Here is a 22,635-nt window from a genome sequence, read left to right on the forward strand (position 1 = left end):
GGCGCCCGCAAGATCTCCGAGGGCAAGCGGAGAGACTGGCCGCGGCTCTGCGGCCGCGTGCGAGCGAAACGACAACAATCCCGCATGGCGTGGCCGGCGGCCGGGCGCCTGATAAACGGTCAGTTTTTTTGGAGTGCACACCTTGCGAGAGATCTACTACGCGGAAAAGCAGATCGCGGAGGCACTTACCGAGATGATCGACAAGGCCACCTCAGCCCGCGCTGAAAAGTGCTTTCGAGAACCATCTTGCTCAGACGCGCGGCCAAATTGAACGTCGTGAAGGTTTTCGAAATGCGCGACGTAAAGACCAAAGAGGTTCATTGCCCGGCCATCGACGGCATCCTCGAAGAGGCAAAGGAGGTCGGCGCCGAAGCGGAGGACAAGCGGGTTCTTGATGCGACCCTCATTGCATCGGCACAGCCTGTCGAACACTAGGGAATTGCAAAGGATCGGGTCAGAAAGGACCTTGATGCTTGGTATAGCGATCAACGCTGGTAGGTGAGTAATTTTACTCTGAGCCCGGCAACCGAAAGGCGCCGGACTTTTTTATTCTGCGATGCTCCGCCGGCGCCAGGGGGTGCATTGAGGGTGGCGCCGGCGGATATGGGGCCAGCGGGGGGATGCCGGCCTGGAAACCGGAACTTCTCACGGGTTAAGAAGTTCCTCTGCCGGGAAGAAAAACCTCTCATGGCAGTAAACAGACCCCGGGGCGACAATGCGCGCAATGGCGCGGTCCGGAAGCGCTCTCCGCTCTTGGCGCAGAAGAAGGACCGAGAGTTCCCATCTTATAAAGGCGTTCGGAAAGACTGATTGCCGGCAGACTTTAGCTATCCCGAGCGCCAGAACCGGCTCACAACCTGCCAGCGGTTCGTCCCTGAGGAACTTTAGAAACGTCCGTGGGTTTGCGGTGTGGACACCATGGAGGTTTCAGATGTCGAAAACACCGCTCAGGCCCGCCACTCCGATTGACGCGGAGATTGCCGAACCCACGCCTGATGAGGACACGGAAATCGGGAAGGCGCATAAGATGGGAGAAAAATACAGGAAACCGCCCCGATCTGACGACAAAAATGAGTCCTAGGACAAGATAGTCTCTGAGGTTGTTGCGGATGTGTTCAGCCTCGCCCTCCAAGTCTCCACCAAAGGACTCTCGTCTAATCATGTCGCCAGACCTCAACCGCCGACGAGAGCAGGATTGCTCCATCGGCCACGGGCGGAAGTCCTGAACGGGAAATGGAAAATCCCCGAGCCTCAGCCCGTGAATGGATGGGCAAATTATCTTGTCGACCGTTCAGGGAACTGCCAGCAGCCAAGCTCAGCAGTGGCGAGCGCCGACACATGAGGATCTGGAAATCGGGATTATGATGCAGCCACAATCATCGGTTCTGAGGAATTGACGTTGGAAGCTCCGCCACTGGAACGTAAGCTCACCGCGATTTTGTCGGCGGACGTCGAAAGCTATAGCCGACTGATGCATCAGGATGAAGAGGAGACCCTTGCTACTCTGTCTTCGCATCGAGCCATCATGGATGATCTCATCGGGAAGTATCGGGGCCGTATTGCGGGAACGGCCGGCGACAGTGTCCTGGCAGAGTTTGCCAGCGTCACCGATGCCTTTGCGTGTGCCATCGCCATACAGCAGGAGCTGCATAGGGCAAATATGGCCCTGGCCGAAGACCGAAAAATGCAGTTTCGCATAGGTATCAATGTTGGCGACGTCATGCTCAAGGGCGGCGACCTCTTCGGGGATGGCGTGAACGTCGCCGCGCGTGTTCAAGCGACAGCCGGCCCAGGAGAAATTTGTGTGACGCGCGGGGTTCGCGACCATTTGCGTGACCGAGTGGACTCCGAGTTTCAGGATCTGGGCGAACATGCCGTAAAGAACATCCCTCGGCCTGTGCGGATATTCAAGGTCGTGTTCGATCGAACAGGCTCCCCCGACCCTCCGCGAGGGATTGCCAATGAGGGGGCAGTAGAACCGATAGTGTCCCATCCCCCAGGATCGAAGGCCGAGCCAGGCCCCGGGGAGATTGCATTCTGGACAGCGGTCGAAAGCAGCAATTCGGACACTGAGTACCGCGCGTATTTGGAACAATATCCGAGCGGCGCCTTTGCCTCTCTTGCTCAGAGTCGGTTAGAGATGCGGTCCGGCGATGAGATCGCAAATCCAGAAGACAAGCTTGAGATCGAACTCACCTTCTGGAATTCGATCAAGGACAGTGACAACTCGGAAATGTTCAGCGCTTATCTCGAAAAGTTCCCGGATGGGCAGTTCAGGAGCGTCGCCGAGATACGCTTAGGCGAGCTGAAAAATCAAAACACCTGACTCCTTCACGGCGCGGGGTAGAGAGAGACCTTCACGGGCAAATCGATTTGCGCCCACGCTCTTGGACGGCGGGCTGGCAGGCTCAGCGCCCGTGTCAGCTCGAAGAGCGTATCTACCATGCGCCGTGGTCGAGAAGTTATGCCAAGAAGCGGATAGACACATCGAAGGGCGAAAGGTGATTTTGCTCCGAAGCGGAAGCGCCGGCCGCCGGCTGGCGAGCCCCTAATCGGTAAGCGGGCACTATTCAGTGGCCCGCCAGGGTGGGCATAGCGAGGTGGTCACCTGGCGGGCCTTGGGGCTACCTGCCGTAGCGCAGGTAACAGGCAACGAAACGCTAAGTTAAATTGTTCCGTCCGCTGGATATCGGTCTTACTCGCTCGTCCCGCCACGATCATTGACCATGTCGGCCCCGGCCAGATTGCTTCGCGGATCTGCTCGATTGCCTCAACGAGCCGCCTCTTTTCTACCTGCTGGAGCTCTTTGACGTGGTTCACGGCCCATCCCAGTTTTTCCGGCGTATCCTGGCCTCTGTGCTTAGGGGCGCAATAAGCCTGTTGGAGCACTTCAGCCAGCGCTTTGATAGCTGCCGGCTCGAAATGCCTTGGGCATTCCTTTCCGGCCGAACGAGAGCGCTATGGTGTAAAAATCACGGCCCGCCAAGCCTTGGAGAAGAGAAGAAGCCTTGGAGAAGAGAAGGACACAAGAGGCGAGAAGCCTAGCGGGCACGCCTCCTGCGATGGGCAGGTAAGGATCAACTTCGTGCAGCCAAGAATGTTCCGGGGCTCACCGCCGATCTCATTGCAGGAAAAAACCGGAAATGTCCCTCGAATGGAAGCCTCGTCGCGTAATCACGGGAACACATTCTCGCCTTATACGTTTCCCTGGAGAAATAGGCACTCCAAACATATTGAGGATATACATGAAGCGAATCCTCGCTGCTCTCCTGATTTGTGCCTTTGCAACGCCAATCTCCATTCTACCGACGAATGCCATTGAAGCCCAAACCGGCATTGCCTCCTATTACAAGTCCGGCAAGCGGACCGCCAATGGCGAAACATTCGATCCCGACGGGTATACAGCGGCGCATCGCTCGCTGAAATTCGGCACTCGAGTGCGCGTCACCAATCTGCGCAATGGCCGCTCAGTGATCGTACGTATAAATGACCGCGGTCCGGTTGTTCGCGGCCGTATCATCGATCTGGCTTATGCTGCGGCGAAGGCCGTGGACCTCTATGATTCAGGCGTCACCAAGGTAGAGGTCGCTGTACTCCACTAACCGAGGGCGGAAGTACCGGTCGCGCGGTGGCGATGAAATCCCTATTGCGACTGCCGGCGTCGACCCACCTTGTGCCGAAGTGCGTCGCGGTTTCCCTCGCAAATGGCTGCATGGAGAAGATACAAATCCGCGACAGCGCCAATATCGTGTTGCGCGAATTTCTTCGCGCGGCGGATCTGCTTTTCGAGCCGCTCAATTTTCGGATTATTTTTCGCACTTTCACCCCTCCGACATTCAGGTATCCCAGATCGAGCAATATCCAGCGCGCGTGCGAACAGCTTTTCGAAGTCACGCTCACCCGGGGCGGCGTAAGCCACTATACGTGAGGCAATAGTTGCCCTGGTCACTTCATCACAGCCGCCACGCTCCGCACACGCCCGATTGACAATCTGTGCAAGCATTGCAACTTCCCGGGGCTTGAAAGCGTAATTCATCGCCGTTTCCTCGATGACGGATCCTGCCATACAGGCTTAGCTCATGCCTGTTCAATATTGATCATTCAGTGGAGAAAAGTGGCGCGCTGCGGGTTAATTTTGCTCGCTGTCTTCCGGGCGAGTTTCTATTGCCCGCCTCTCGTTCAGGACCACATGCAATAATGCGCTATTTACGTGGAGCTTGCCGTTGTAGTGGATCAACCCGAGTTTGCGGAACTTGTTCATGAAAAAGCTTACCCGCGAACGGGTGGTGCCGATCATCTCGGCAAGCATTTCCTGACTGATGTTGCCCAGAACCGGTTCGGATTTTCCCTCTTTGCCGAAGTTTGCGAGCAAAAGCAGCAGTCGCGCCAAGCGCTTTTCGCTGGAGTTAAATAGCTGATCAATCAGGTCTTCTTCGTATCTCGCGGTTCGCGTCAGAAGGTGCGAGAGAAAAAAGTCGGAAAACTCGTGCTCTTTCGAAAGCACTCTCAGCATGTGAGCTTTTTCGATGCGGATAAGCGAGGTGTCGGTCAGCGCGGTCGCCGTCGCAATTCGCAAGGGGTGGCCGGCCAAGCACTTTTCCCCAAAAAAGGAACCTGCCTCCAGAAGGGCTATCACCGCCTCTTTGCCCTGCTCTGAAGTCACGGACAATTTAACTTGACCTCTCAAGACATAGAAAATCGCGTCACAAGGCCCACCCTGCGAAAACACCTCATCGTTCTTCTCATAGTCGATGACCGCGCGCTCCAAGGCAACGCGATCAAACATGGCTTCCGGAGAGCCTACCTGCGCCATAGGACGTTTTTTGCCTGTCCCTGAGACTGCCTGGAGCGGCGAGGATAGGGAATTTTGAGAAAGTGTTCAATGCCGTTCACCGAAATGGCTGCGTAGTGAATACTGGAGGCTCACTAGTGTGCTGAACGCGAAGTTCCTGATATCCGGCGGCTCTGCCCAGCTTGAGTGCTCGATAGGGCCTTCCGCGCGCTTCCTTGTTCCTTGGCATAAGCCCGGACATACTCAGCGCCAAATAGAACGATCTGAGACGTATAATAGACCCAGATGAGGATGGCGACGATCGAACCAGCCGCGCCATAAGCGGATTCAAGGCCCTGTCGACCGATGTAGAGGCTGATGAGGAACCGACCAATTTCAAACAGGGCCGCGGTCAGCAGCGCGCCAGGTAGAATGTCGCTCCAGCTCGTATTGGTATCCGGCAGCCATTTGAACATTGCGGAAAATATCGCAGCAGACACGGCAAGCGAGATCACGATAGCCCCCACCTGAAGCAGGATGGGCGATATGTAGGGCTCTATGAAACTTCCCGCTGATGAAAGGGCTGTCGAAAGAAGCATCGACACCAACAGGAGAAAGCCGACAGCTATGACCGCGGCAAAGGATATCGCGTAAGTTCGAATGAAGCCCCATATTCCAGCGACCCTCGACGGAGGCACCTCAAACACCGTATTCAGGGAATTCTTGAGCTGAACGACGAATCCAAGAGCGCCTACCAGCACGATTATTGTCCCAATAACCGACGCGAAGACTGCTTTGGAACCTCCGCCTGCGCCGGCAAGTAGTTGCTCGATCCCGTTGGCCGCGCCGGCGCCTACCAAGCCGGAAATCTGCCCCCTAATTCTTCGGCGGACTTCCGCTTCATCGAACACCAATGCGGCAATAGCGATTGCCACCAAGAGCAATGGCCCGATCGAGAACACAGAATAATAGGCGAGCGACGCTCCCATCTGACCCGCCTTATGCGACGTCCATCCGGCCCACGCTTCTTGCCAAATGGACCACCATTTACGTGTCGCTTTGGCTTTCGTCGAAGAGCCTTGCCGAACTTTCGCCTTTCGCAAGCGTTCTTACTCCTCTCATCCGCGCGCCTGGTCGGCTATGTTGGCAACGCCTGCCTCAAAATCTCATCCTGAGGTTCAGAACGAACGCCGGGAGTCCGATTTAGATATCGACCAAATACGCGTCCGTTCCCTTTGGAGGGGCCAGTGCCGCGGCCGTCCGGTGAGAAGGCCAGAACTATTTCTTCACAGCCTCGAGACCCGCCTCAGCCACCCTCTTCAGCTTGGCAGCGTTGCCGCGGGCCGCTTTTTTAAAGGCGTCGGGGGTCAAGTCTTGAGCTACGGCTTCATCTGTGGCCTCGGCGATCGCCGTGGCCACCCTATCGCCAGCGGTTTCCGCCGCGCCTTTGACTGTTTCCCTCAGCTTTTCGCCCGCCGTTCCCATCAGGCGCTCTTCGGTGCCTGTTGAGGGGAAGGCGGAGGCAATAACCGCCCCCACTGCGACGGCAACCGCTGCCAAAGCCAGTGGCTGACGATCCAGCAAGTCTGCCAGCCCGCTTCGAAAAGGCCGCGAGTGGTTGCCGCTATCCGCGGTCCGTTTGTCCGGCGTCTTCGTCGCTGTCTCAGACCCTTCCATAGCGACGCCGACCGTGGAGGCCGCAGCCTTCATGCCGCCCGATACCGCATCGCTTACTCCCGCGGTAGCCTTGCGTATTTGATCGACAGCCCCGACCACCGTGGATCCGATCGCCCCCGTTGCGACATCGACGGCTGTGTCCAGCGTGTCTTTGCTCGCGCGCGCGGCTCTTGACGTCGTCCCAACGACTGCACGGGACTTGCTGAAAAGCATCCAGGCCAAGCCCAATCCGATCAATCCTGCCGCAACTGGATTGTCGCGTACCGCCTCATTCACGTTGTCGAGAAAATGTTCCGATCTCATTTTACGATGTCCTTGGCCGCGGCGATATCGCGGCGGATTTGTTCCAGCGTGATGTCCGGCCGAAGGTTCTTCGCCCGAAGATATTTCATTGCCGTGAGGCCGCAGATAGCGCCAAGAGCGGCGCCGATCACCGCCGCGGTCACAAGCGACAGAGGAAGGGAAATTCCACTTAAGTCACTTATCCAAAGCGCCAGCGCGGCAAGGAGCAGGGTGAGTACCGGTATGGCGAACAGGGTGGCGGCGGCGAGATAGGCTGCGCCCCAGCCGACATTCGCGACCTTTTCGGACAATTCGGCCTGCGCAAGCTGCAGTTCGACCTGAAACAGCTCGCCCAACTGTTCCACGCCGTCGCCGAGCAGCTTGGAGAGGGATCTGGAGCGATCAACTAGAGACATGGTGTGGCCTTCCTTTCAGCGATTTACTGGCGGGCATGCTCACTATCCTGGCTCGATGGCGAGGAATTGGCCCTGAAAACTCTGACAGCCGCAAACCCGAGAAACAGCGCTCCGCCGAAGAAGAGAGCCGGTTGCCGGCGGGCGAAATGCTGCATATCATCCGCAACCTCTCGCATCCTTCGGGTCCGTACGGTTTCGGCCACCGTGTCGATCTGCTGTGCGGCCTGATGAATATACTGGGAGGCCTGAGGAATCTCCTTGTCGAAAACGTCGGCCGCCTGATGAACCAGATCGGCGACATTCTGCAAATAGCTCGCGCCCGAAGCGCGCTGCTCGTCAATCAGGTTTTCAATCTTCGCTCCGGTATCTGCCGCGACATTCTTGGCTTTGTCGCTGATTTTGGCGGCCTGCTCCTGTATGGTGCTCGTCACTTTCTCACGTGCTTGCGAGCCTGCAGCCGCTGCCTCCCGACCGAGTGATCGAGCCTGCTCGTCCAGGCTTGGTGACGAACCATTGTTTTCTTTGAACACATCAGAATCTTGCATTGTGGCCTCCATTTTTGTCTTTGGTCTCGCGATTGGCCGGTTCACTGCCTATCGCTGCGTCGACCGCCCGATCAACAACTGATGCGACCTTCTCGGTCACATCGCTGACGGCCTCATCGAGTGCTTGAGGAGTGAGGCCTTCATCGCGGGCGGCGGAAGATATATTATCGGCGATTTCAGCTGCCTGGGCCTTGGCTCCCTTGACGACTTCGGCCGCGGCTTTCCGGCCTGCACCTTTCAAAGCTCCGCCGGTCTTATCGAGCAGGTCTTCTTCCATCCGCGACGCTGGCACTGAGGCCGCGATAAACCCGCCAACGGCCATTGCCGCTCCCGCAACAAGAAGGGGGTTGCGGTCAACCAGCCTGGCGAGCGCATCCCGCGTTTGCCCGCTCGCTTTCACCGCCCGAGCGCTGGCATCCGCTGCGGTCGATGTGGCGCCTGAGACTGCCGAGGCGGCGCCCGCCGCAAGTGCTTCTTTGACCCTGGTACCGGCTTCCACCGCTGATCTGCGCGTTCCTTGAAGTGCGGCGTGAACCGCTTCGCCAATTCCTTCACCCCCTTCGGGACTCGCGTCAGGTCTTTCCGTGGGCTGAGCAGTCTCATTGGCAAACGGCCTGGCGCTGCTCCGGGAAAGCAGCAGACCGGCGCCAATCAAGACCATGGGAAGGGGAACTTTTCTGGCGAGACCAAGAAGCGGATAACCCACGAGGGCGCCGATTGCCAATGCCTGAAGCGGGTGAGTAGCGACACTCTCCTTGGTCCGCTCGACCCCCTTCGCCCATTTTTCTCTGGCATAGGCGCTCGCCTCATTCTTCAGATGGTGCGGGGAGAGTGTCGTTTGGATCTCGTCGGTGGTATCCGATAGTGTCTGAGTGAACTCGCTGACGGTGTCTTTAAGTTCCGCTCTACATAGCTCGGACTTCGCTCGCAATGCAGCGGTGGAGTTTGAGCGGTCGCGCATAATACGTATCTCTCCATAGGAAGGTGGTACACGAACTCTGCCAGGCGCAAATGGTTCCTGTTCGTGGCATAATCGTTGCAAGACTTCAGGGGAGTTCATGGCGCGATAGGAAGAGAGGCGCCGCCCTATAAGGCAGTCCGGAATGAACGACCGGCGGGAGAGGCGAAAGAGCCAACTCCGAGATACGTGCTCGCGTCAAAAAGGACCCGCCGTGAGGCGGGCCCAGGGTTAATTAGTTCCTTACCAGCTCTTCAGCCTGCTTTCGGCTGACGCCTTACGACGCGGGCAGCCTCATTCTATGCAGCTTCCTTGTGTGCTGCCATCGGATTGACGCTTTCGGCAAGTCCGCTCAGCTTTTCATCAGCCGCCTTTTCCTCATCAAGGCTTTCCGTCAGCAGGTCTGCTGCTTCAGCCATGTCGAGTTGGTTGGCCCAGGCTATGAGGGTTCCATACCGCGCGATTTCGTAATGCTCGACTGCCTGGGCTGTGGCGATGAGCCCGGCATCCATGACGCCATCGCCTTCAGCCTCCTCCATCACATGGCTGCCCTCGGCCGACAGGCCTTCGAGCGCCTCGCACTTCTTGGCCCGCGGGGTCTTTTCAAGCAGTTCGAAAACCTTTTCGATGCGCTGGACCTGGCCTGCGGTTTCTTCCGCATGCGACGTGAATGCTTCAGCTAATTCCTCAGTGGTCGCCTTTTTTGCCATCTTCGGCAGAATCTTGGTAAGCTTCTTCTCGGCATAGTACATGTCCCGAAGAGTGTCTTCGAATAGGGCCGCGAGTGAGTCCATGGCCATGGCAGTTCTCCTATGTAGGGTTGAGTACATGGTGAACAACCGTAGTGGGCGAAATGTTCCTGTACGATAAAAGGCCCCACGCGAGGCCCTTACGATCGCGGAATGAGGGGCGTTTCGTCACAAGGCTGTAAAAAACTCACTTCGCCCGAAATTCTGCCAGGCAAGGTTGAAAAAGACCCGCAGCGGCTTAAACTCGCCGACGGAGCTTCAAGCAGGAAGTTCGCCCGCCCTTTCCTGATCCGCCAGCCGGACATATGGGCGTCGCTCAGGAAAGCTATTGTCCTGGAGGTGTTGCATGCCCGGCAGACCCAGCATTGTCTTCGCACATGGCCTATGGGCCGACGGATCCTGTTTCAGCAAGGTCATCTCGCTGCTGGTCGCCGACGGTTATGACGTGATCGCGACGCAGAACCATTTGAACACCGTCGCCGACGACGCCGCCGCGGTGCGGACGTCGCTCGGCCGTGCGCGCGGTCCGGTCGTGCTGGTCGGACATTCCTACGGAGGCACCGTCATCACCGCTTCGGGTACGGATGATCGCGTCGAGGCGCTCGTCTATATTTGCGCGCTGGCGCCGGAGGACGGTGACACGTCGCAGGCCGACCAGACGAAATTCCCCCAGACCCCCGTCTTCCAGCATATCGAGGTGGCAGACGGCCGGCTGTTTCTTCGCCCTTCTGGGATCCCGGATTTCGCCGGCGATCTGCCCGAAGCGGAGCAGAAGCTCGTATGGGCCACGCAGATGGGGCCACTCGCAGATCTGTTCGCTCAGCCCGTTCCGGGTGCGGCGTGGAAAACAAAGCCGACTTACTACATCGTCGGTACCGAGGACCGGACAGTCCAGCCTGACCTCCAACGTTTCCTCGCCAAGCGCATGAACGCGAAGGTGACGGAACTGACGTCCAGCCATGTCCCGATGCTGTCTCAGCCCCGCCGCGTCTATGAGGTGATCCGCGAGGCCGCCGACGGTGTGCAGCAGGCCGCTGGCTAAGCCTCTCTGCCGAGCGGGCAAGACTTCGATGTAACGCTGGCGCTCTTTTGCACTGAAGCCGGGCGCGTTGGCGATGCCCTCGATAGTCAGATCGGGGTAATGTTGCAGCGCCTCCTTGACGGTCGCCTGGGCCTCGGCGGTCCGGCCCAGAGCGGCGAGGCTGCCAGCGCGTTCGGCCCGCGCTTGCTTGTTGTAATATTCGGGCGTCTGGCGTTCGTTCGCGCGATTGCCCTCATGTACTTATTCAATGGATCCCGGCTTTCGGTGCGCCGTCCGTCCGGAGGGGGTGCAGGTGTATTCTCAAACGAGATACATCTGGATTGCGCAAATCCAAGGAATTTCCGATGGCTCAAACCTCGATGCTCCATGTACGCGTGGACGACAAACTGAAGGCCGCTGCGGCGGAAAAGCTCGCCGATGTCGGACTCACTGTCTCAGATGCCGTGCGTATTCTGCTCACCCGGATCGCCAAGGAGGGCGGTTTACCGGCCGGCTTGACTACGGACCCGGAAGCGTATGACGCTTGGTTCCGGGCCAAGGTGCAGGAGGCTCTGGACGATACGCGGCCGTCGGTGCCGCATCGGCAGGTCATGGACGAGGCGCAAGCGTTGATCGACAGGAAGCGCCGTGCCCGTTCTTGATGGCGGGAGGCGGGTCGCGCCGATTTGTTGGCTATTGTCGATTACATTTCGGACGAAAATCCCGACGCCGCGCAACGGCCGAAAGACGAGATCGAGGCCAGCGCGTCCAAGCTGCCGGAACATCCGAAGCTCTACCGTTCCGGCCGCATTGCCGGGACGCGGGAAATGGTCGTTCGACCAAACTATCTGGTGATCTATACCGAGAGTACCCGCGCGGTGACAATCCTGCGCGTGCTGCACGCCGCGCAGCAATGGCCGCCAGCGCAGGAGTAAGGGCAGATTGCCTCTGTCGTTGGAGTGGCCGACGACATGGCGCGTGCATAAAGGGCAGCTATCGACCGACCTCTCCAGAGCCTGCCGGTCGGCGGCGGCCCTTTAAAGCCTTCCTCAAATTGTCGACGCCACCGCAGTGTTCCTTCGCGCGGTCGGCGCCGCCCGCGTGGACTTATTCAATGGATCCCGGCTTTCGCCGCTATCGGATTTGCACATCCGGTGACAGGTCTGCCTATTACCCTTGCCCCGCAAGCGAAGCGCAGCAGGGAGAAAAATGATCGGAAGTCTCCCGCGCTTCAACATATGCGTCTGGCAATTGGTAGATCGGAATGTCAGCCCCTTGGTCATCACTTTTGATCTTCCCGGCCTCCGACTGACGCTGGCCTGACATAAAGCTCGGCTGTGGTCCCTATGCGCAATATCAGGAATTGCTCGCCGAATATTGAAACGCCCTTGAAGCATGTCACATCCTGAAAGCAGACGTCATCGCGCTCCTCGATCGGATCGACCCCGTAGTGTTTAAACAACTCATCCACGAAACGGCGGACGAACATTGGCCTCGTGCAAAAGAACGAATCTTTAAGAGATAGTCGGAGCATCCGACCGCTCCGATCGAAGCTGACGAGCCCGACTTCGTCCACTTTGCTCCAGATATGTACCGTCGATACAAGGGTGTTGCTGCCAACATAAAATGAAGCTTCGGGGTAAAAGCCAAGCTCTGCCACAACGAGCTTCACTTCGTCCGGTATCCGTGCGAAACCGATCCCGCGAAAGCTGCTCTGGTTTTGGGTAATCGCCTTCGAATGCCTGGCGTCGTAGGAGCAAGGCTGGCTATTGTCACTCGCTTCATTCTGCGGAAGCGGGTGCTTCCCGCCGCCCAGCACAGGTTCACTGAGCAAAAGAAAAACCAGGCAAGTCAACACTGTGGAGATCGTAGCCAGACGTTCCATGACTGGTCACTCCGTCGGGGTGAGCTTAACTCACAACGGCGAGAAATTCCATGCGTTCGGGAGCGTTCCCCACTTTCGCCGGGATTACGGATTGGGGAAGGCTGGCTTACGCGCCCGCCAGATCGGCATAAAGCGCGTCGCGCGTATCCCTGGTGAACTGGCCGTTGCAGCCTTCGAGCGCCGTGTTGCTCATGCTGACGACGCTGAGGCCGCGCTCGATATCGACGAACCAGTCATTGCCATAGACCCCGCCCCACAACAGCGTGCCCGGTGATTGCGGTGTGCTGGCGAGCTTCGGATCATCGATGATCGCGCTCACAAAGCCGAAGCGCTGCCCATCACTGCCGGCGCCACGATCGAGCGTGCCGACCTGGTTCGAGATCGCGGCATGGCGCGTTTCCGGGCGCAGGATCGGTGCGCCGTCCGTCCGCAAGGTCTCCAGAAGGCGCAGCACGCCATCGGCGGTGCCGATCATGCCGGCGCCGCCCGATTGGAAGGCTTTTGGGTTGAAGGCGCGGCCAGGGGCGAAGTTGAAATAACCCATCTCATCGCTGCCCAGCACCAGCCGGTCGGGCATGCGCCCGGCAACCGGTGCGGCGTCGGCATAGGCCGTCGCCAGACGGGCGCGGTCGGCGACATGGAAGCTCGTGTCGCTGATGCCGAGCGGGGCGGTCACATGGCGCTTGACGACCTCGTCGAGTGTCGTGCCTTCGACCCGGGCGAGCACCGCGCCCAGCACGTCGATCGCCACCGAATATTCCCATCCGCTGCCCGGTGCGAATTTGAGCTTGCGCCTCGCCAGCCGGGTGAAATTCTCCTCGAAATCGAAATCAGTGTCCGACAGCCCGTCCGAAAAATCGGGTTCGGCGCCATAGTCGTAGCTCAGCCCCGCGGTATGGGTGAGGAGATGGCGCAGCGTGATGCGCGGCGCGCTTCCGTCGGCGAGTTCGGGCGTGAAATAGGGCAGGTAGCGGGAGACGGGGTCGTCGAGCCCGATCAGACCGCGATCCATCATCGCGAGCGCCGCGGCGGCCACGAAAGGCTTGGTCACCGAAGCGAGGCGGAACAACGTGTCGCGGCGCACGGGCCTGCCGTCTTCGCGATCGGCGAAGCCGCGCTCCGCCGCAAAGACAATCTCGCCGTCCCTGGCGACCAGATAGACGACGCCGACAATGCGGCCGGCGGAGACGGCCTCGTCGATGACGCGATCGAGCCTTGCGAACATGTTGCGCTCGTCCCTATTCAAGCCGCCGGTCGTCTTCGCCGAGCAGCACGCAGTCGGACGGCGCGAAGGCAACATCGACCGTCTCGCCCTCGCGGAACACCTGCGCGTCGATGACCGCATTGCATTGCAGATTGAGTCCTTGCGCGTCTATGGCATAGACAGCGGTGCCGCCGAGATAGGACGTTGCGGCGATCCTGCCTTTAAGCCTGTTGACGCCCTGGGCCGCCTTCTTGCCGACTTCCAGGCGCTGCGCCCGCACGATCACCGTCACTTTGTCACCCGCTTTGGCGGTCGCTGGCGCCTGCGCCTCGATGCTCGCGCCATTGTCGAGGGTGATCCGGGCCGTGCCGTTGGCGGCGGACGCGATGGTGCCGGTGAGGAGGTTGGACTGGCCGAGGAAGCTCGCGACAAATTTCGTGGCCGGGGTGCGATAGACTTCCTCGGGCGTGCCGTTTTGCTCGATGAGCCCGTGATTCATCACCACGATGCGGTCCGACATGGCCAGCGCCTCTTCCTGGTCGTGCGTCACGAAGATGGTGGTGATGCCGACCTCGCGCTGGATGATCTTGAGCTCGGTGCGCATTTCTTCGCGCAAGTTTGCGTCGAGCGCCGAGAGCGGCTCGTCGAGGAGCAGCACGTCGGGCTCGATCACGATGGCGCGCGCGAGTGCTATTCGCTGCTGCTGGCCGCCCGACAGTTGCGAGGGGAGCTTTTTCTCCACCCCCGGCAGGCGCACCATGTCGAGGGCGCGCTTCACCTTGCGCGCGATGTCCGCCTTCGGCACGTCGCGGTATTTGAGTCCGAAGGCGATATTGTCCGCCACGCTCTTGTGCGGAAAAAGCGCGTAGTTCTGGAAGACGAGGCCGATATTGCGCTTGTAGATCGGCACGTCGTTGATCCGCCTTCCGGCCACGACGATCTCGCCCGAGGTCGGCGTGACGAGGCCGGCGATCGAGCGCAGGATCGTCGTCTTGCCGCAGCCCGAGGGCCCGAGCAGGGTCACGAAGCTGCCCTTGTCGATCTTGAGGTTGACATCCTTCACCGCCACGAAAGACCCATAGGTCAAGGTGACGCCTTTCAGATCCACGGCGATGTCGGTCATGCGCAAGACTTCAATTGAGAGTGATCGAAGGTAGGGCATCCCGGCGCTGGGCCGGGATGCTCCGTAGAACGCGGATCAGGCTCACGCACCTTTCGAGATGCGGTCCCACTGCTTCTGCCATTCGGTCTCGTGCTCGGCCCAGTAGACCGGGTCGGCGAAGGTGAGCGCCTTCATCGTACCGGTCGGGTCGAAGGCCGGCATCTTGGCGATCTTGTCGGTGAGCTTCACCTTGGTCGGATCGAGAGCGGGCGGATAGTTCTGCCCTTCCGCCACCGCGATCGAGGTCGCCGGGTCGAGCATGAAGTTGAGGAGTTCCTCGCATTCCGCCATCGGCGAGCCCTTGAGGACCAGCATGTCCTCCATCCAGGCATAGCTGCCCGGCGGATCGAGATAGCCGATCGGATGTCCCTGTTCCTGGAGCGAGGCGACGCGGCCCGACCAGGCATCGGTGACGACGACCTCTTCCTTCGACAAAAGGTCCATGAGCTCGGCGCCCGAGCTCCAGTATTTCTTCGTCATGTCGCGGGCTTCGCGCACCTTGGCCCACATGGCCTCGATGTCCTTGATGTCGTTGGGGCTCTGGCCGCTCTGCAGTGCGGCGTACCAGACGCGGGTGTTCTTGTCGCCGAAACCGCCGATCTTGCCGGCGTATTTCTTGTCGATGAGGAGATTGGCGCCCTTTTCCTTGGCTTCCTCGGGCGAGATGACCTTGGTGTTGTAGGCGATGCCGGTGGTGCCGTAGTCGTAAGGAACCGCCGACAGCTTCGGCGTCATCTTGCGGAACGGCTCGATCATCGCCGTCATCACATTGGCGAGATTGGGGATGTTCGCCTCGTTGAGCTCGGACGTCCAGCCGCCATCGACATATTTCTTGTAATATTCGACGCCGGAGGAATGGATGATCTGGAAGTCGCCCGGATTGGCGGTCTTCACTTTGGTGATGATCTCGTTCTCGTCGCCGAAGGTGCCTTGCACGACTTTCAGGCCGGTCTTTGCCGTATAGGGCTGGAAGGCGAATTTATCGATCGCTTCCTGCACCGTGCCGCCCCAGCCGTCGAAGCGCACTTCGGTGACCGCCGCGAGTGCGGATCCGCTCCAGCGCGTCATTAGCCCGGCCGAGGCCGCGGCGGCCGCGGTCAGGCCTAAGAAGGTGCGGCGGTCCATGCCGCCATTCTGATAGCGCTCTTTCAGGCGCTCCAGTCTTTTGGTCTGCGAAAGCTTCATTGTCGTTTCTCCCAGTTTGTTATTGTCGATTGCCGGATAGAATGCGCGCGATAGCGCCGCCCAGCAAGGGGAGGCCCACCGTAATGAGGATCATGAGGGTGCCGAGCGCGTTGATCTCGGGGCTGATCGAGATCTTGAGCATGGCCAGGATCTGCGTCGGCATGGTCTCGACGCCCGGCGGGCGCCAGAACAGGCTCGCCGTGATGTTGTCGAAGGAAATGGTGAAGACGAGCAGCACAGCCGCCACGATGGCCGGCATGAGCAGCGGCAGCGTCACCTGACGGAACGTGTTGAAGCGGTTGGCGCCGAGGGAGAGGGCGGCCTCCTCATAGACGCGCTTGATGCCGATGAGCCTTGCCTGCACGACCAGCACCACGAAGGGCAAAGCCAGCATGATGTGGCCGAGCACCAGAAGCAGATAGGTGCGCGGCTGGTTTGCCCATTTCATGAGCAGCAGCAGGCCGACGCCGAGAATGGTTTCCGGCACCAGGGCGGGCAGGATCACCAATGTGTTCATCCACTGCTTGCCGCGGAACTCGTATCGGGTGATCGCGATCGCCGCCATCACGCCGATGACGGTGCAGATCGCAGCGGTGAGGAGTGCTATCCAGATCGAGGTCTTGAACGCGCGCAGCACGGACTCGTTGTGGAAGAGCTTGCCGTACCATTGCAGGCTCAAGCCCGTCATCGGGAAGCCGCCGAACATCGAGGCGTTGAAGGAGAGAATGACCGTCACCAGGATCGGCGCGAACATGAAGATATAAACGAGGACGGTGACAATCTTGACGGCCCGCCAGCCCCATACGCCGCTGGCATCCTCGGCCTGTTCTCCCGGCCTCATCGGCTCAACCCCTTGAAGATGGTGGATAGACCCATATAGCGGCTGTAGATCGCCGACACGATGCCGAGCAGCACGAACAATACGATGGAAAGCGTGGCACCCATCGGCCAGTTGAGCTGCTCCATGATCGTGTCGAAGATCAGATTGCCGAACAGCGCGTCGCGGTTGCCGCCGAGGATCTGCGGCGTCACATAACTGCCGGCCGCCAGCACGAAGCAGAGGAGCAGGCCGGCGCACAGTCCCGGCAGCGACAGCGGCAGCGTCACTTCCCGGAAGGCCTGGGCGCTGGTGCAGCCCAGCGTCCGCGCCGCTGAGAGAAGGTCGCGGTCGATGCTTTCGAGGCTCACATACACATTGAGGATCATATAGGGCAGCAGGAAGTGGATCATGCCCATGATCACCGCGCCCTCGGTGTAAAGCATCTGGAGCGGGCTATCGATGATGCCGAGCGCCTGCAGCGTGACATTGATGGCGCCCTGTTCGCCGAGGATGTGGATCCAGGAGAAAGTGCGGATGGTGAAGGAGATCCAGAACGGCACGATGAGCAGGAGCAGCAGCAGCCATTTGTGCCGGAACGTCGTCATCCAGATGAAATAGGCAGGGATATAGCCCAAGACCGCGCAGGCGAGCGCGGTGATGGCGGCGACCCGCGCCGTCTTCCACAGGAACATGTGGTAATAGCTGTCGGTGAAGAATTCCTGCCAGTTGGCGAGCGTGAAATTCGCTTTCTCGACGCCGGCGGTGACGAATTCATAGAAGGTGTAGATCGCCATGATGGCGATGGGCAGGACGAGAAGCACGACCAGCAGAATGATGGCGGGCGCAAGCAGGTACCAGGCAAACCGCGTCTGCTGCATCATATCAGATCGTCATCCTCTCCCGGCGAGCAAATCCCGCCAAAGTTGAAGACTTTGGCGATCAGGATTTGCTCCAACATTTTTATTTGGCGCGAATCCTTTTCGGCGAAGTGTTTCCACTTCGCCTGGATGCGCGCACGAGAGTCTCACATGCCGTGTACCCTCCCCTTGCGGGGAGAGCCGGCTTGAAGCGCGAGGATGAGGAGTGGATACGCGAAAAACGCGGCAGTCTCTCCCTCAACCGGCTCGCTTCGTTCGCCACATTCTCCTTAAGGGGAAGGGGGCGAACCGTGAGCTCTCAAGCTTGTTTGGGAGACAGCTTAACCCGATCAGTAGGCGCGCGCTACGCAGAAATCGACGGCTTCGCTCAAAGCCGATTTGTAGTCGCTGTCGGGAAAAATCGCCAAAGCGTCGCGGGCGATATCGCCATAATGGCGGGCGCGCTCGACCGTATCGGCGATGGCGTTGTGGCGCTCGACCAGCTTCTGGGCATAGACCAGATCGTCCGCCGTCTGGTTGCCGTCCTCGAGCGTGCGCTTCCAGAAATTGCGCTCCTCATGCGAGCCGCGGCGATAGGAGAGCACGACGGGAAGCGTGATCTTGCCTTCCCGGAAATCGTCGCCGACGCTCTTGCCCATCAGCGCCTGCTTGCCCGAATAGTCGAGCGCGTCGTCGACGAGCTGGAAGGCGATGCCGAGATTGCGGCCATAGGATTCGAGCGCCGCCTGCTCGCCCTTCGGCCGGCCCGCGATCACCGCGCCCACTTCGGCCGCGGCGGCGAAAAGCGCCGCCGTCTTGGCCCCGATCACCTGCATATAGGCGTCTTCGGTGGTCGAGGTGTCATGCGAGGCGGACAGCTGCAGCACCTCGCCCTCGGCGATGACGGCCGCGGCATTGGAGAGAATGCGCAGCGACTCCAGCGATCCGGTCTCGACCATCATCTTGAAGGCCTGGCCGAGCAGATAGTCGCCGACCAGCACGCTCGCCTGATTGCCCCAGATGAGCCGCGCCGTCTTCTTGCCGCGCCTGAGATCGCTCTCATCGACCACATCGTCATGGAGGAGGGTCGCCGTATGCATGAACTCGACCGAGGTGGCGAGCTTCACATGGGAATCGCCCTTGGCGTCGCACATGCGGGCGGTGGCGACGGTGAGCATCGGCCGGATGCGCTTGCCGCCTGAATTGATCAGATGCCCGGCAAGCTCGGGGATCACCTCGACATGCGAGGCGGCGCGCGCCAGGATGGCCTCGTTCACCTTGACCATGTCGGGAGCGGTCAGCGCGATCAGCGGGTCGAGACTTGGCTGCTTCTGCTCGCTGCCTTCGAAGGGAATGACGACACCCACAGATTGAACCTTTTCAATTATGATACTGGCGCCGACAATAGGGGGCTGATACGCCCTTGAGCAAGCGCGACCGGTTGACGCTAAGGACAGCAGGAGACGATGAAAGAAGTTCTCAGAACCAACGATCTGGTGCTCCTGTCCTATGCCACCCATATTCTGGCCGAGGCCGGCATCGAGGCGACCGTCTTCGACGCCCATATGAGCGCCGTCGAGGGCTCCATCGGCGCCTTCCCGCGCCGCCTGATGGTCGCCGAAGAGGACGCCGGGAGAGCTCTACGCGAACTAGGTAACGTTGCGATAACCACGCAGCGGTAAATTGGTCCATCATGCAGGAATCCTCGCCCGGCCCGTCATCTTCCCAAGCCCCCGTCGCGGCGGCCATCCCTCCGAGCTTGACCGAGGACGGCTTTCTCAATGGCCGGCTGCGCATCCTGCAGCCGGAAAAGGGGTACCGGGCCGGCATCGACGCTGTCTTCCTGGCGGCAAGCGTGCCCTGCGCCCCGGGCGACAACGTCCTTGAGGCCGGCATGGGAACGGGTGTGGCCGCTTTGTGCCTCGCTCATCGGGTGCCGGATCTCCAGATCACCGGCATCGAGGTCGCCGCCCGCTATGCCATGCTGGCCGAGGAGAATGCCCGGCGCAACGAGTGCGGTGCCGGCATCAAAGTCATCCACGCCGATATCAAAGAGGCGCTGCGCCGCGACGTGGCCCATATGCCGGCGGCCGGCTCCTTTGCCCATGCTTTCGCCAATCCGCCCTATTTCGAGGACGGAAAATCGACCGCCTCGCCGGTGGCGCTGAAGGCCGGCGCCCATAATTTCTCACCCGAGGATCTCGAACTCTGGATCAAGGCCATGCATGGGCTGCTCGAGGCCCGCGGCACCGCGACCGTGATCTACCGGGCCGAGGCCCTGGCCAAGCTGCTCAGCCTGTTCGAGGGCCGGTTCGGCGACATCACCGTGGCGCCCTTATTCCCGCGCCACGGCCTCGCCGCGACCCGCATCATCGTCCAGGGCGTCAAAGGCTCGCGCGCACCCGTCCAGCTTCTCCCCGGACTGGTGCTGCATGGCGATGACGGGAAATTCACAGCCGCCGCCGAGGCGGTGTTGCGCGAGGGCGCCGCCTGGCCGATGCGTTAGATCACGTTTGTGTTAGCGCGGGATTCTTGCGAAAAACGGGGGCACACTTTTTCGCATCGCTATCATATGCTCACATCTCATAAGAGATGCGGTTGTCCCCCTCGCCCCGCGGGAGCGGGGAGAGGGGGGCCCATTGCGAAGCAATGGGAAGGTGAGGGGCACCCGGTCTTTTAGCGCAATGATTGGCAGATCTATCGCGATTGCTGCGTAGAAGGGTAACAAGGATGCCCCTCACCCTCCCTCTCCCCTCTTTGAGGGGCGAGGGGTGACCTGCATCGCCTCGCGAGACACCCGCTCTGAGCTCAGTCGCTCCCCACCAGGCCGCGCAGTTTCTGCAGGTCTGGCACTTTCAGGGCACGGCCTTCCTTCACGATGAAGCCCTGCGCTTCGAGCCAGGCGAATTCGCGCGTCACCGCTTCGCGATGCGTGCTGATGCGGCTGGCGATCTCCGCATGGGTGGGAGGCGGCGAGAGGAGCGCTTGACCTTCGCCCTTGGCGGCGGCCTCCGCCAGCCGGAGCAACTCGGCCCAAAGCCGTTGCCGCACCGCCATGGTGCTGAATTCGAACACCCGCCTGGTGAGGACGCGCACCTGCTGGGTCAGATGCGTCGCCACCGCCCTGGTGAATTCCGGGTGATTGGCCATCGCGGCGAGGGAATTGCGGTCGCCGCATCACAGCGGCGACACAGGGCTCGACGGCTTCGACGCTGGCCGAGCGCGGGTGACCATCGATCGCCGAGAGCTCGCCGAAGATCGTGCCGGCAGCGACGTCCCGGAAGGCCACCCGTTGCCCGTCCGCCGAGTAGATGCTGACCCGCGCCAGACCTTCCAGCAGGAAGAGGACGTCGAAGGTTTCGTCATTGTGGCCGATGATCAGCTCCAGCGCGCCATATTCGCGGATGGCGCATTGCTGCGCCAGCTCGGCGAAAGCAGCCTCGTCGAGAGACTTGAAATAAGCGATCGCTCGCAATGCATCTTTTGAGTGTTTGGCCATTCACAGGTCTCCCGCCGGCTGAAATAATGGAAGCTCGGGTGCAATTGGTCAACGGATGCGCCGGCAATCGACGCCGCCTGACGAAAATGTTAGGAAGACAGCGGGGGAGAGCGCACAATGGAACGCGCCATTGTGGCCAATGAGAACAGGAAGGGGTTTGGATGGCCCACGACTGGCGGCAGTTTCTCGTCCTGGATGCGATTTCGGCCACCAAACACGGGCTGACGTCGCGGGCCGCCAAACATCCGGGCCTGACCTGGCACGATCATCTGGTCATGTTGCTCCATGTGGCGGCCGAGATCGAGCATGGGCTCATGGTTCAATATCTCTATGCCGCCTATTCGCTGGGCGGCCCCGATGCCGCGACGCCGAAGCGCCAGGCTCTCATCAAGCGCTGGCAGACGAGCCTGCTCAAAGTGGCGAAGGAGGAGATGGGCCATCTCCTCACCGTACAGAATATCCTGCGCCTCGTCGGCGCCCCGGTGCATTTCGGGCGCGAGGATTATCCCTGGACGGTGCCTTATTATCCCTATCCCTTCCGGCTCGAGAGGCTCACCCGCTCGTCGCTCGCCTGTTATGTGCATGCCGAGATGCCGCCGCATATCGCCAAGACGCTGAAGGAACCTCCGGAACTCTCCAAACGCTTCGAGGATTTCCTCGAGACGGACAAGGCCGAGATCGCCAGGCTGATCAAGGAACGGGCGGAAGGCCCGGTCCATACCGTTGCCGCCATCTATGACGACATCATCGATATCATCGGCAACGAGCATCTGATTCCCGATTCCGCTTTCGACGACGAGACCTATGCTACCCAGGCCTCCTGGGACGACTGGGGGCGCTCCTACGGGCCCGAGCCGCGCGCACTCGATCCAAGCGGCTCGACGGTGGGTGACCCGCTCCGTCAGCGCGAGGCGAACGTCATCATCATGCGCGCCGCGACGCGCACCGAGGCGCTGGCGGCGCTCAAGGCGATCGGCAGCCAGGGCGAGGCAGTGCACCTCGAGACCAAGCGCACCGACGAGCTCTCGCATTTCGAGCGCTTCCTGAAGATCTTCCAGGAGTTTCCCGACGACTGGGTGCCGGCGCGCAATATTCCGGACAATCCGACGACCCGGAAATTCGAACGCAAGGGTGCGAACTATATCGACAACGACTATGCGCGCCATTGGGCGACGCTGTTCAACTATCGCTACCGTCTGCTCCTGACCTGCCTCACCCATTCCTTCCGCCTGGCGCGCTTGTCGAAAGCGGGCGAGCCCAATCTGCGCGGCATGGTCATGCACCGGATCTTCGGCGAGATGTACAATATCAAGACGATCTCAGGGGTTCTCGTCGGGCTCGATCTGCACAAGGACGGAACGGCGGGTTATGCCGCTCCACCCTTCGAGATGCCTTATTCGCTGACGCTGCCCGATGGCGAAGCCGATGCCTGGCGGCTGCATCAAGAACTTCTCCAGGGGGCGCTCGACGTGACGAAGCTGCTGCTGGAGAAGGCGACCGGGACGGGGCGCGATTATCTCATCGCCTTGAGCGATCTCGATCGCAGGGCCATCGCCACCATCGACGCATTGCTCGAAGGCCAAGGGAGTAAGCGCAAGTGAGTC

25 protein-coding genes and 2 pseudogenes are annotated in these 22,635 nt (G+C 60.2%); 10 read left to right on the forward strand and 17 right to left on the reverse strand.

Annotated elements, in window-relative coordinates; genetic code table 11:
• Positions 1–133 precede the first annotated feature (133 nt).
• The 4 genes from G5V57_RS34860 to G5V57_RS16740 all read left to right on the forward strand — a co-directional run bounded on the left by G5V57_RS34860 (position 134) and on the right by G5V57_RS16740 (position 3,602).
• The gene (locus G5V57_RS34860; RefSeq protein WP_256378675.1) at positions 134–271 is read left to right on the forward strand and encodes a DUF892 family protein; all 138 of its coding nucleotides are present in this window, start codon (positions 134–136) and stop codon (positions 269–271) included.
• Between the two features lie 5 nt (positions 272–276).
• Positions 277–435, forward strand: coding sequence for a DUF892 family protein (locus G5V57_RS16730; protein WP_256378689.1), 159 nt, complete (start codon positions 277–279; stop codon positions 433–435).
• A gap of 964 nt (positions 436–1,399) precedes the next feature.
• Positions 1,400–2,326: an adenylate/guanylate cyclase domain-containing protein gene (locus tag G5V57_RS16735; RefSeq protein ID WP_165168732.1), complete on the forward strand. Its 927-nt coding sequence runs from the start codon at positions 1,400–1,402 to the stop codon at positions 2,324–2,326.
• Positions 2,327–3,245: 919 nt separating this feature from the next.
• Entirely contained in the window at positions 3,246–3,602 is a 357-nt protein-coding gene (locus G5V57_RS16740; protein WP_165168733.1) for a septal ring lytic transglycosylase RlpA family protein, read from the forward strand.
• A 41-nt stretch (positions 3,603–3,643) separates the two neighbouring features.
• On the opposite strand, the gene G5V57_RS16745 is transcribed toward G5V57_RS16740, so the two are convergent.
• From G5V57_RS16745 to G5V57_RS16780, 8 genes are all read right to left on the reverse strand, one after another.
• Positions 3,644–4,036, reverse strand: coding sequence for a hypothetical protein (locus G5V57_RS16745; RefSeq protein ID WP_165168734.1), 393 nt, complete (start codon positions 4,034–4,036; stop codon positions 3,644–3,646).
• A gap of 93 nt (positions 4,037–4,129) precedes the next feature.
• Positions 4,130–4,813, reverse strand: coding sequence for a Crp/Fnr family transcriptional regulator (locus G5V57_RS16750; protein ID WP_165168735.1), 684 nt, complete (start codon positions 4,811–4,813; stop codon positions 4,130–4,132).
• A gap of 113 nt (positions 4,814–4,926) precedes the next feature.
• Entirely contained in the window at positions 4,927–5,874 is a 948-nt protein-coding gene (locus G5V57_RS16755) for a YihY/virulence factor BrkB family protein (RefSeq protein ID WP_256378676.1), read from the reverse strand.
• Positions 5,875–6,049: 175 nt separating this feature from the next.
• On the reverse strand, positions 6,050–6,751 hold the full coding sequence (locus tag G5V57_RS16760; protein WP_165168737.1) for a hypothetical protein: 702 nt from the start codon (positions 6,749–6,751) through the stop codon (positions 6,050–6,052).
• Positions 6,748–7,146 carry a phage holin family protein gene (locus G5V57_RS16765; protein ID WP_165168738.1) on the reverse strand — a complete coding sequence of 133 codons (399 nt, stop codon included), beginning with the start codon at positions 7,144–7,146 and terminating at the stop codon, positions 6,748–6,750. The genes G5V57_RS16760 and G5V57_RS16765 overlap by 4 nt, the downstream gene beginning before the upstream one ends.
• Positions 7,147–7,169: 23 nt before the next feature.
• Entirely contained in the window at positions 7,170–7,691 is a 522-nt protein-coding gene (locus G5V57_RS16770) for a hypothetical protein (protein WP_165168739.1), read from the reverse strand.
• Positions 7,678–8,652 (reverse strand): hypothetical protein, encoded by a 975-nt coding sequence (locus G5V57_RS16775; RefSeq protein WP_165168740.1) that lies wholly within the window; start codon positions 8,650–8,652, stop codon positions 7,678–7,680. The genes G5V57_RS16770 and G5V57_RS16775 overlap by 14 nt, the downstream gene beginning before the upstream one ends.
• A gap of 296 nt (positions 8,653–8,948) precedes the next feature.
• Positions 8,949–9,449 carry a ferritin-like domain-containing protein gene (locus tag G5V57_RS16780; protein WP_165168741.1) on the reverse strand — a complete coding sequence of 167 codons (501 nt, stop codon included), beginning with the start codon at positions 9,447–9,449 and terminating at the stop codon, positions 8,949–8,951.
• A 295-nt stretch (positions 9,450–9,744) separates the two neighbouring features.
• Here G5V57_RS16780 and G5V57_RS16785 point away from each other — a divergent pair, with 295 nt between their 5' ends.
• The 3 genes and pseudogenes from G5V57_RS16785 to G5V57_RS16795 form a co-directional block, all read left to right on the forward strand.
• Entirely contained in the window at positions 9,745–10,440 is a 696-nt protein-coding gene (locus G5V57_RS16785; RefSeq protein ID WP_165168742.1) for an alpha/beta fold hydrolase, read from the forward strand.
• Between the two features lie 344 nt (positions 10,441–10,784).
• Positions 10,785–11,081: a type II toxin-antitoxin system RelB/DinJ family antitoxin gene (locus G5V57_RS16790; protein WP_165174156.1), complete on the forward strand. Its 297-nt coding sequence runs from the start codon at positions 10,785–10,787 to the stop codon at positions 11,079–11,081.
• A pseudogene (locus G5V57_RS16795) lies at positions 11,082–11,354 on the forward strand (type II toxin-antitoxin system RelE/ParE family toxin); the annotation flags it as partial.
• 347 nt (positions 11,355–11,701) lie between these two features.
• Here the strand turns inward: G5V57_RS16795 and G5V57_RS16800 are convergent.
• The 7 genes from G5V57_RS16800 to G5V57_RS16830 all read right to left on the reverse strand — a co-directional run bounded on the left by G5V57_RS16800 (position 11,702) and on the right by G5V57_RS16830 (position 18,899).
• Positions 11,702–12,304 carry a hypothetical protein gene (locus G5V57_RS16800; RefSeq protein ID WP_165168744.1) on the reverse strand — a complete coding sequence of 201 codons (603 nt, stop codon included), beginning with the start codon at positions 12,302–12,304 and terminating at the stop codon, positions 11,702–11,704.
• 106 nt (positions 12,305–12,410) lie between these two features.
• Positions 12,411–13,529: a serine hydrolase gene (locus G5V57_RS16805; protein WP_165168745.1), complete on the reverse strand. Its 1,119-nt coding sequence runs from the start codon at positions 13,527–13,529 to the stop codon at positions 12,411–12,413.
• Positions 13,530–13,542: 13 nt separating this feature from the next.
• Positions 13,543–14,631 (reverse strand): ABC transporter ATP-binding protein, encoded by a 1,089-nt coding sequence (locus G5V57_RS16810; RefSeq protein WP_165168746.1) that lies wholly within the window; start codon positions 14,629–14,631, stop codon positions 13,543–13,545.
• Positions 14,632–14,712: 81 nt separating this feature from the next.
• The gene (locus G5V57_RS16815; protein WP_165168747.1) at positions 14,713–15,855 is read right to left on the reverse strand and encodes an extracellular solute-binding protein; all 1,143 of its coding nucleotides are present in this window, start codon (positions 15,853–15,855) and stop codon (positions 14,713–14,715) included.
• Positions 15,856–15,874: 19 nt separating this feature from the next.
• Positions 15,875–16,696: an ABC transporter permease gene (locus tag G5V57_RS16820; RefSeq protein WP_165168748.1), complete on the reverse strand. Its 822-nt coding sequence runs from the start codon at positions 16,694–16,696 to the stop codon at positions 15,875–15,877.
• Positions 16,693–17,553, reverse strand: coding sequence for an ABC transporter permease (locus G5V57_RS16825; protein ID WP_165174157.1), 861 nt, complete (start codon positions 17,551–17,553; stop codon positions 16,693–16,695). The genes G5V57_RS16820 and G5V57_RS16825 overlap by 4 nt, the downstream gene beginning before the upstream one ends.
• Before the next feature lie 329 nt (positions 17,554–17,882).
• The gene (locus tag G5V57_RS16830; RefSeq protein WP_165168749.1) at positions 17,883–18,899 is read right to left on the reverse strand and encodes a polyprenyl synthetase family protein; all 1,017 of its coding nucleotides are present in this window, start codon (positions 18,897–18,899) and stop codon (positions 17,883–17,885) included.
• A 99-nt stretch (positions 18,900–18,998) separates the two neighbouring features.
• Between G5V57_RS16830 and G5V57_RS16835 the strand changes: the two genes are divergently transcribed.
• Positions 18,999–19,214, forward strand: coding sequence for a DUF2007 domain-containing protein (locus G5V57_RS16835; RefSeq protein ID WP_165168750.1), 216 nt, complete (start codon positions 18,999–19,001; stop codon positions 19,212–19,214).
• 11 nt (positions 19,215–19,225) lie between these two features.
• On the forward strand, positions 19,226–20,038 hold the full coding sequence (locus G5V57_RS16840; protein WP_165168751.1) for a tRNA1(Val) (adenine(37)-N6)-methyltransferase: 813 nt from the start codon (positions 19,226–19,228) through the stop codon (positions 20,036–20,038).
• Positions 20,039–20,340: 302 nt separating this feature from the next.
• Here G5V57_RS16840 and G5V57_RS16845 read toward each other — a convergent pair whose 3' ends face one another.
• Both G5V57_RS16845 and G5V57_RS35270 read right to left on the reverse strand, forming a co-directional pair.
• A complete protein-coding gene (locus tag G5V57_RS16845; protein ID WP_165168752.1) occupies positions 20,341–20,682 on the reverse strand; it encodes a Crp/Fnr family transcriptional regulator in 342 nt (113 codons plus the stop codon).
• A gap of 70 nt (positions 20,683–20,752) precedes the next feature.
• A pseudogene (locus G5V57_RS35270) lies at positions 20,753–21,031 on the reverse strand (cyclic nucleotide-binding domain-containing protein); the annotation flags it as partial.
• A 161-nt stretch (positions 21,032–21,192) separates the two neighbouring features.
• Here G5V57_RS35270 and G5V57_RS16855 point away from each other — a divergent pair.
• Entirely contained in the window at positions 21,193–22,632 is a 1,440-nt protein-coding gene (locus G5V57_RS16855) for a ferritin-like domain-containing protein (protein WP_165168753.1), read from the forward strand.
• Positions 22,633–22,635 lie beyond the last annotated feature (3 nt).

Source organism: Nordella sp. HKS 07 (assembly GCF_011046735.1).
GTDB lineage: Bacteria > Pseudomonadota > Alphaproteobacteria > Rhizobiales > Aestuariivirgaceae > Taklimakanibacter.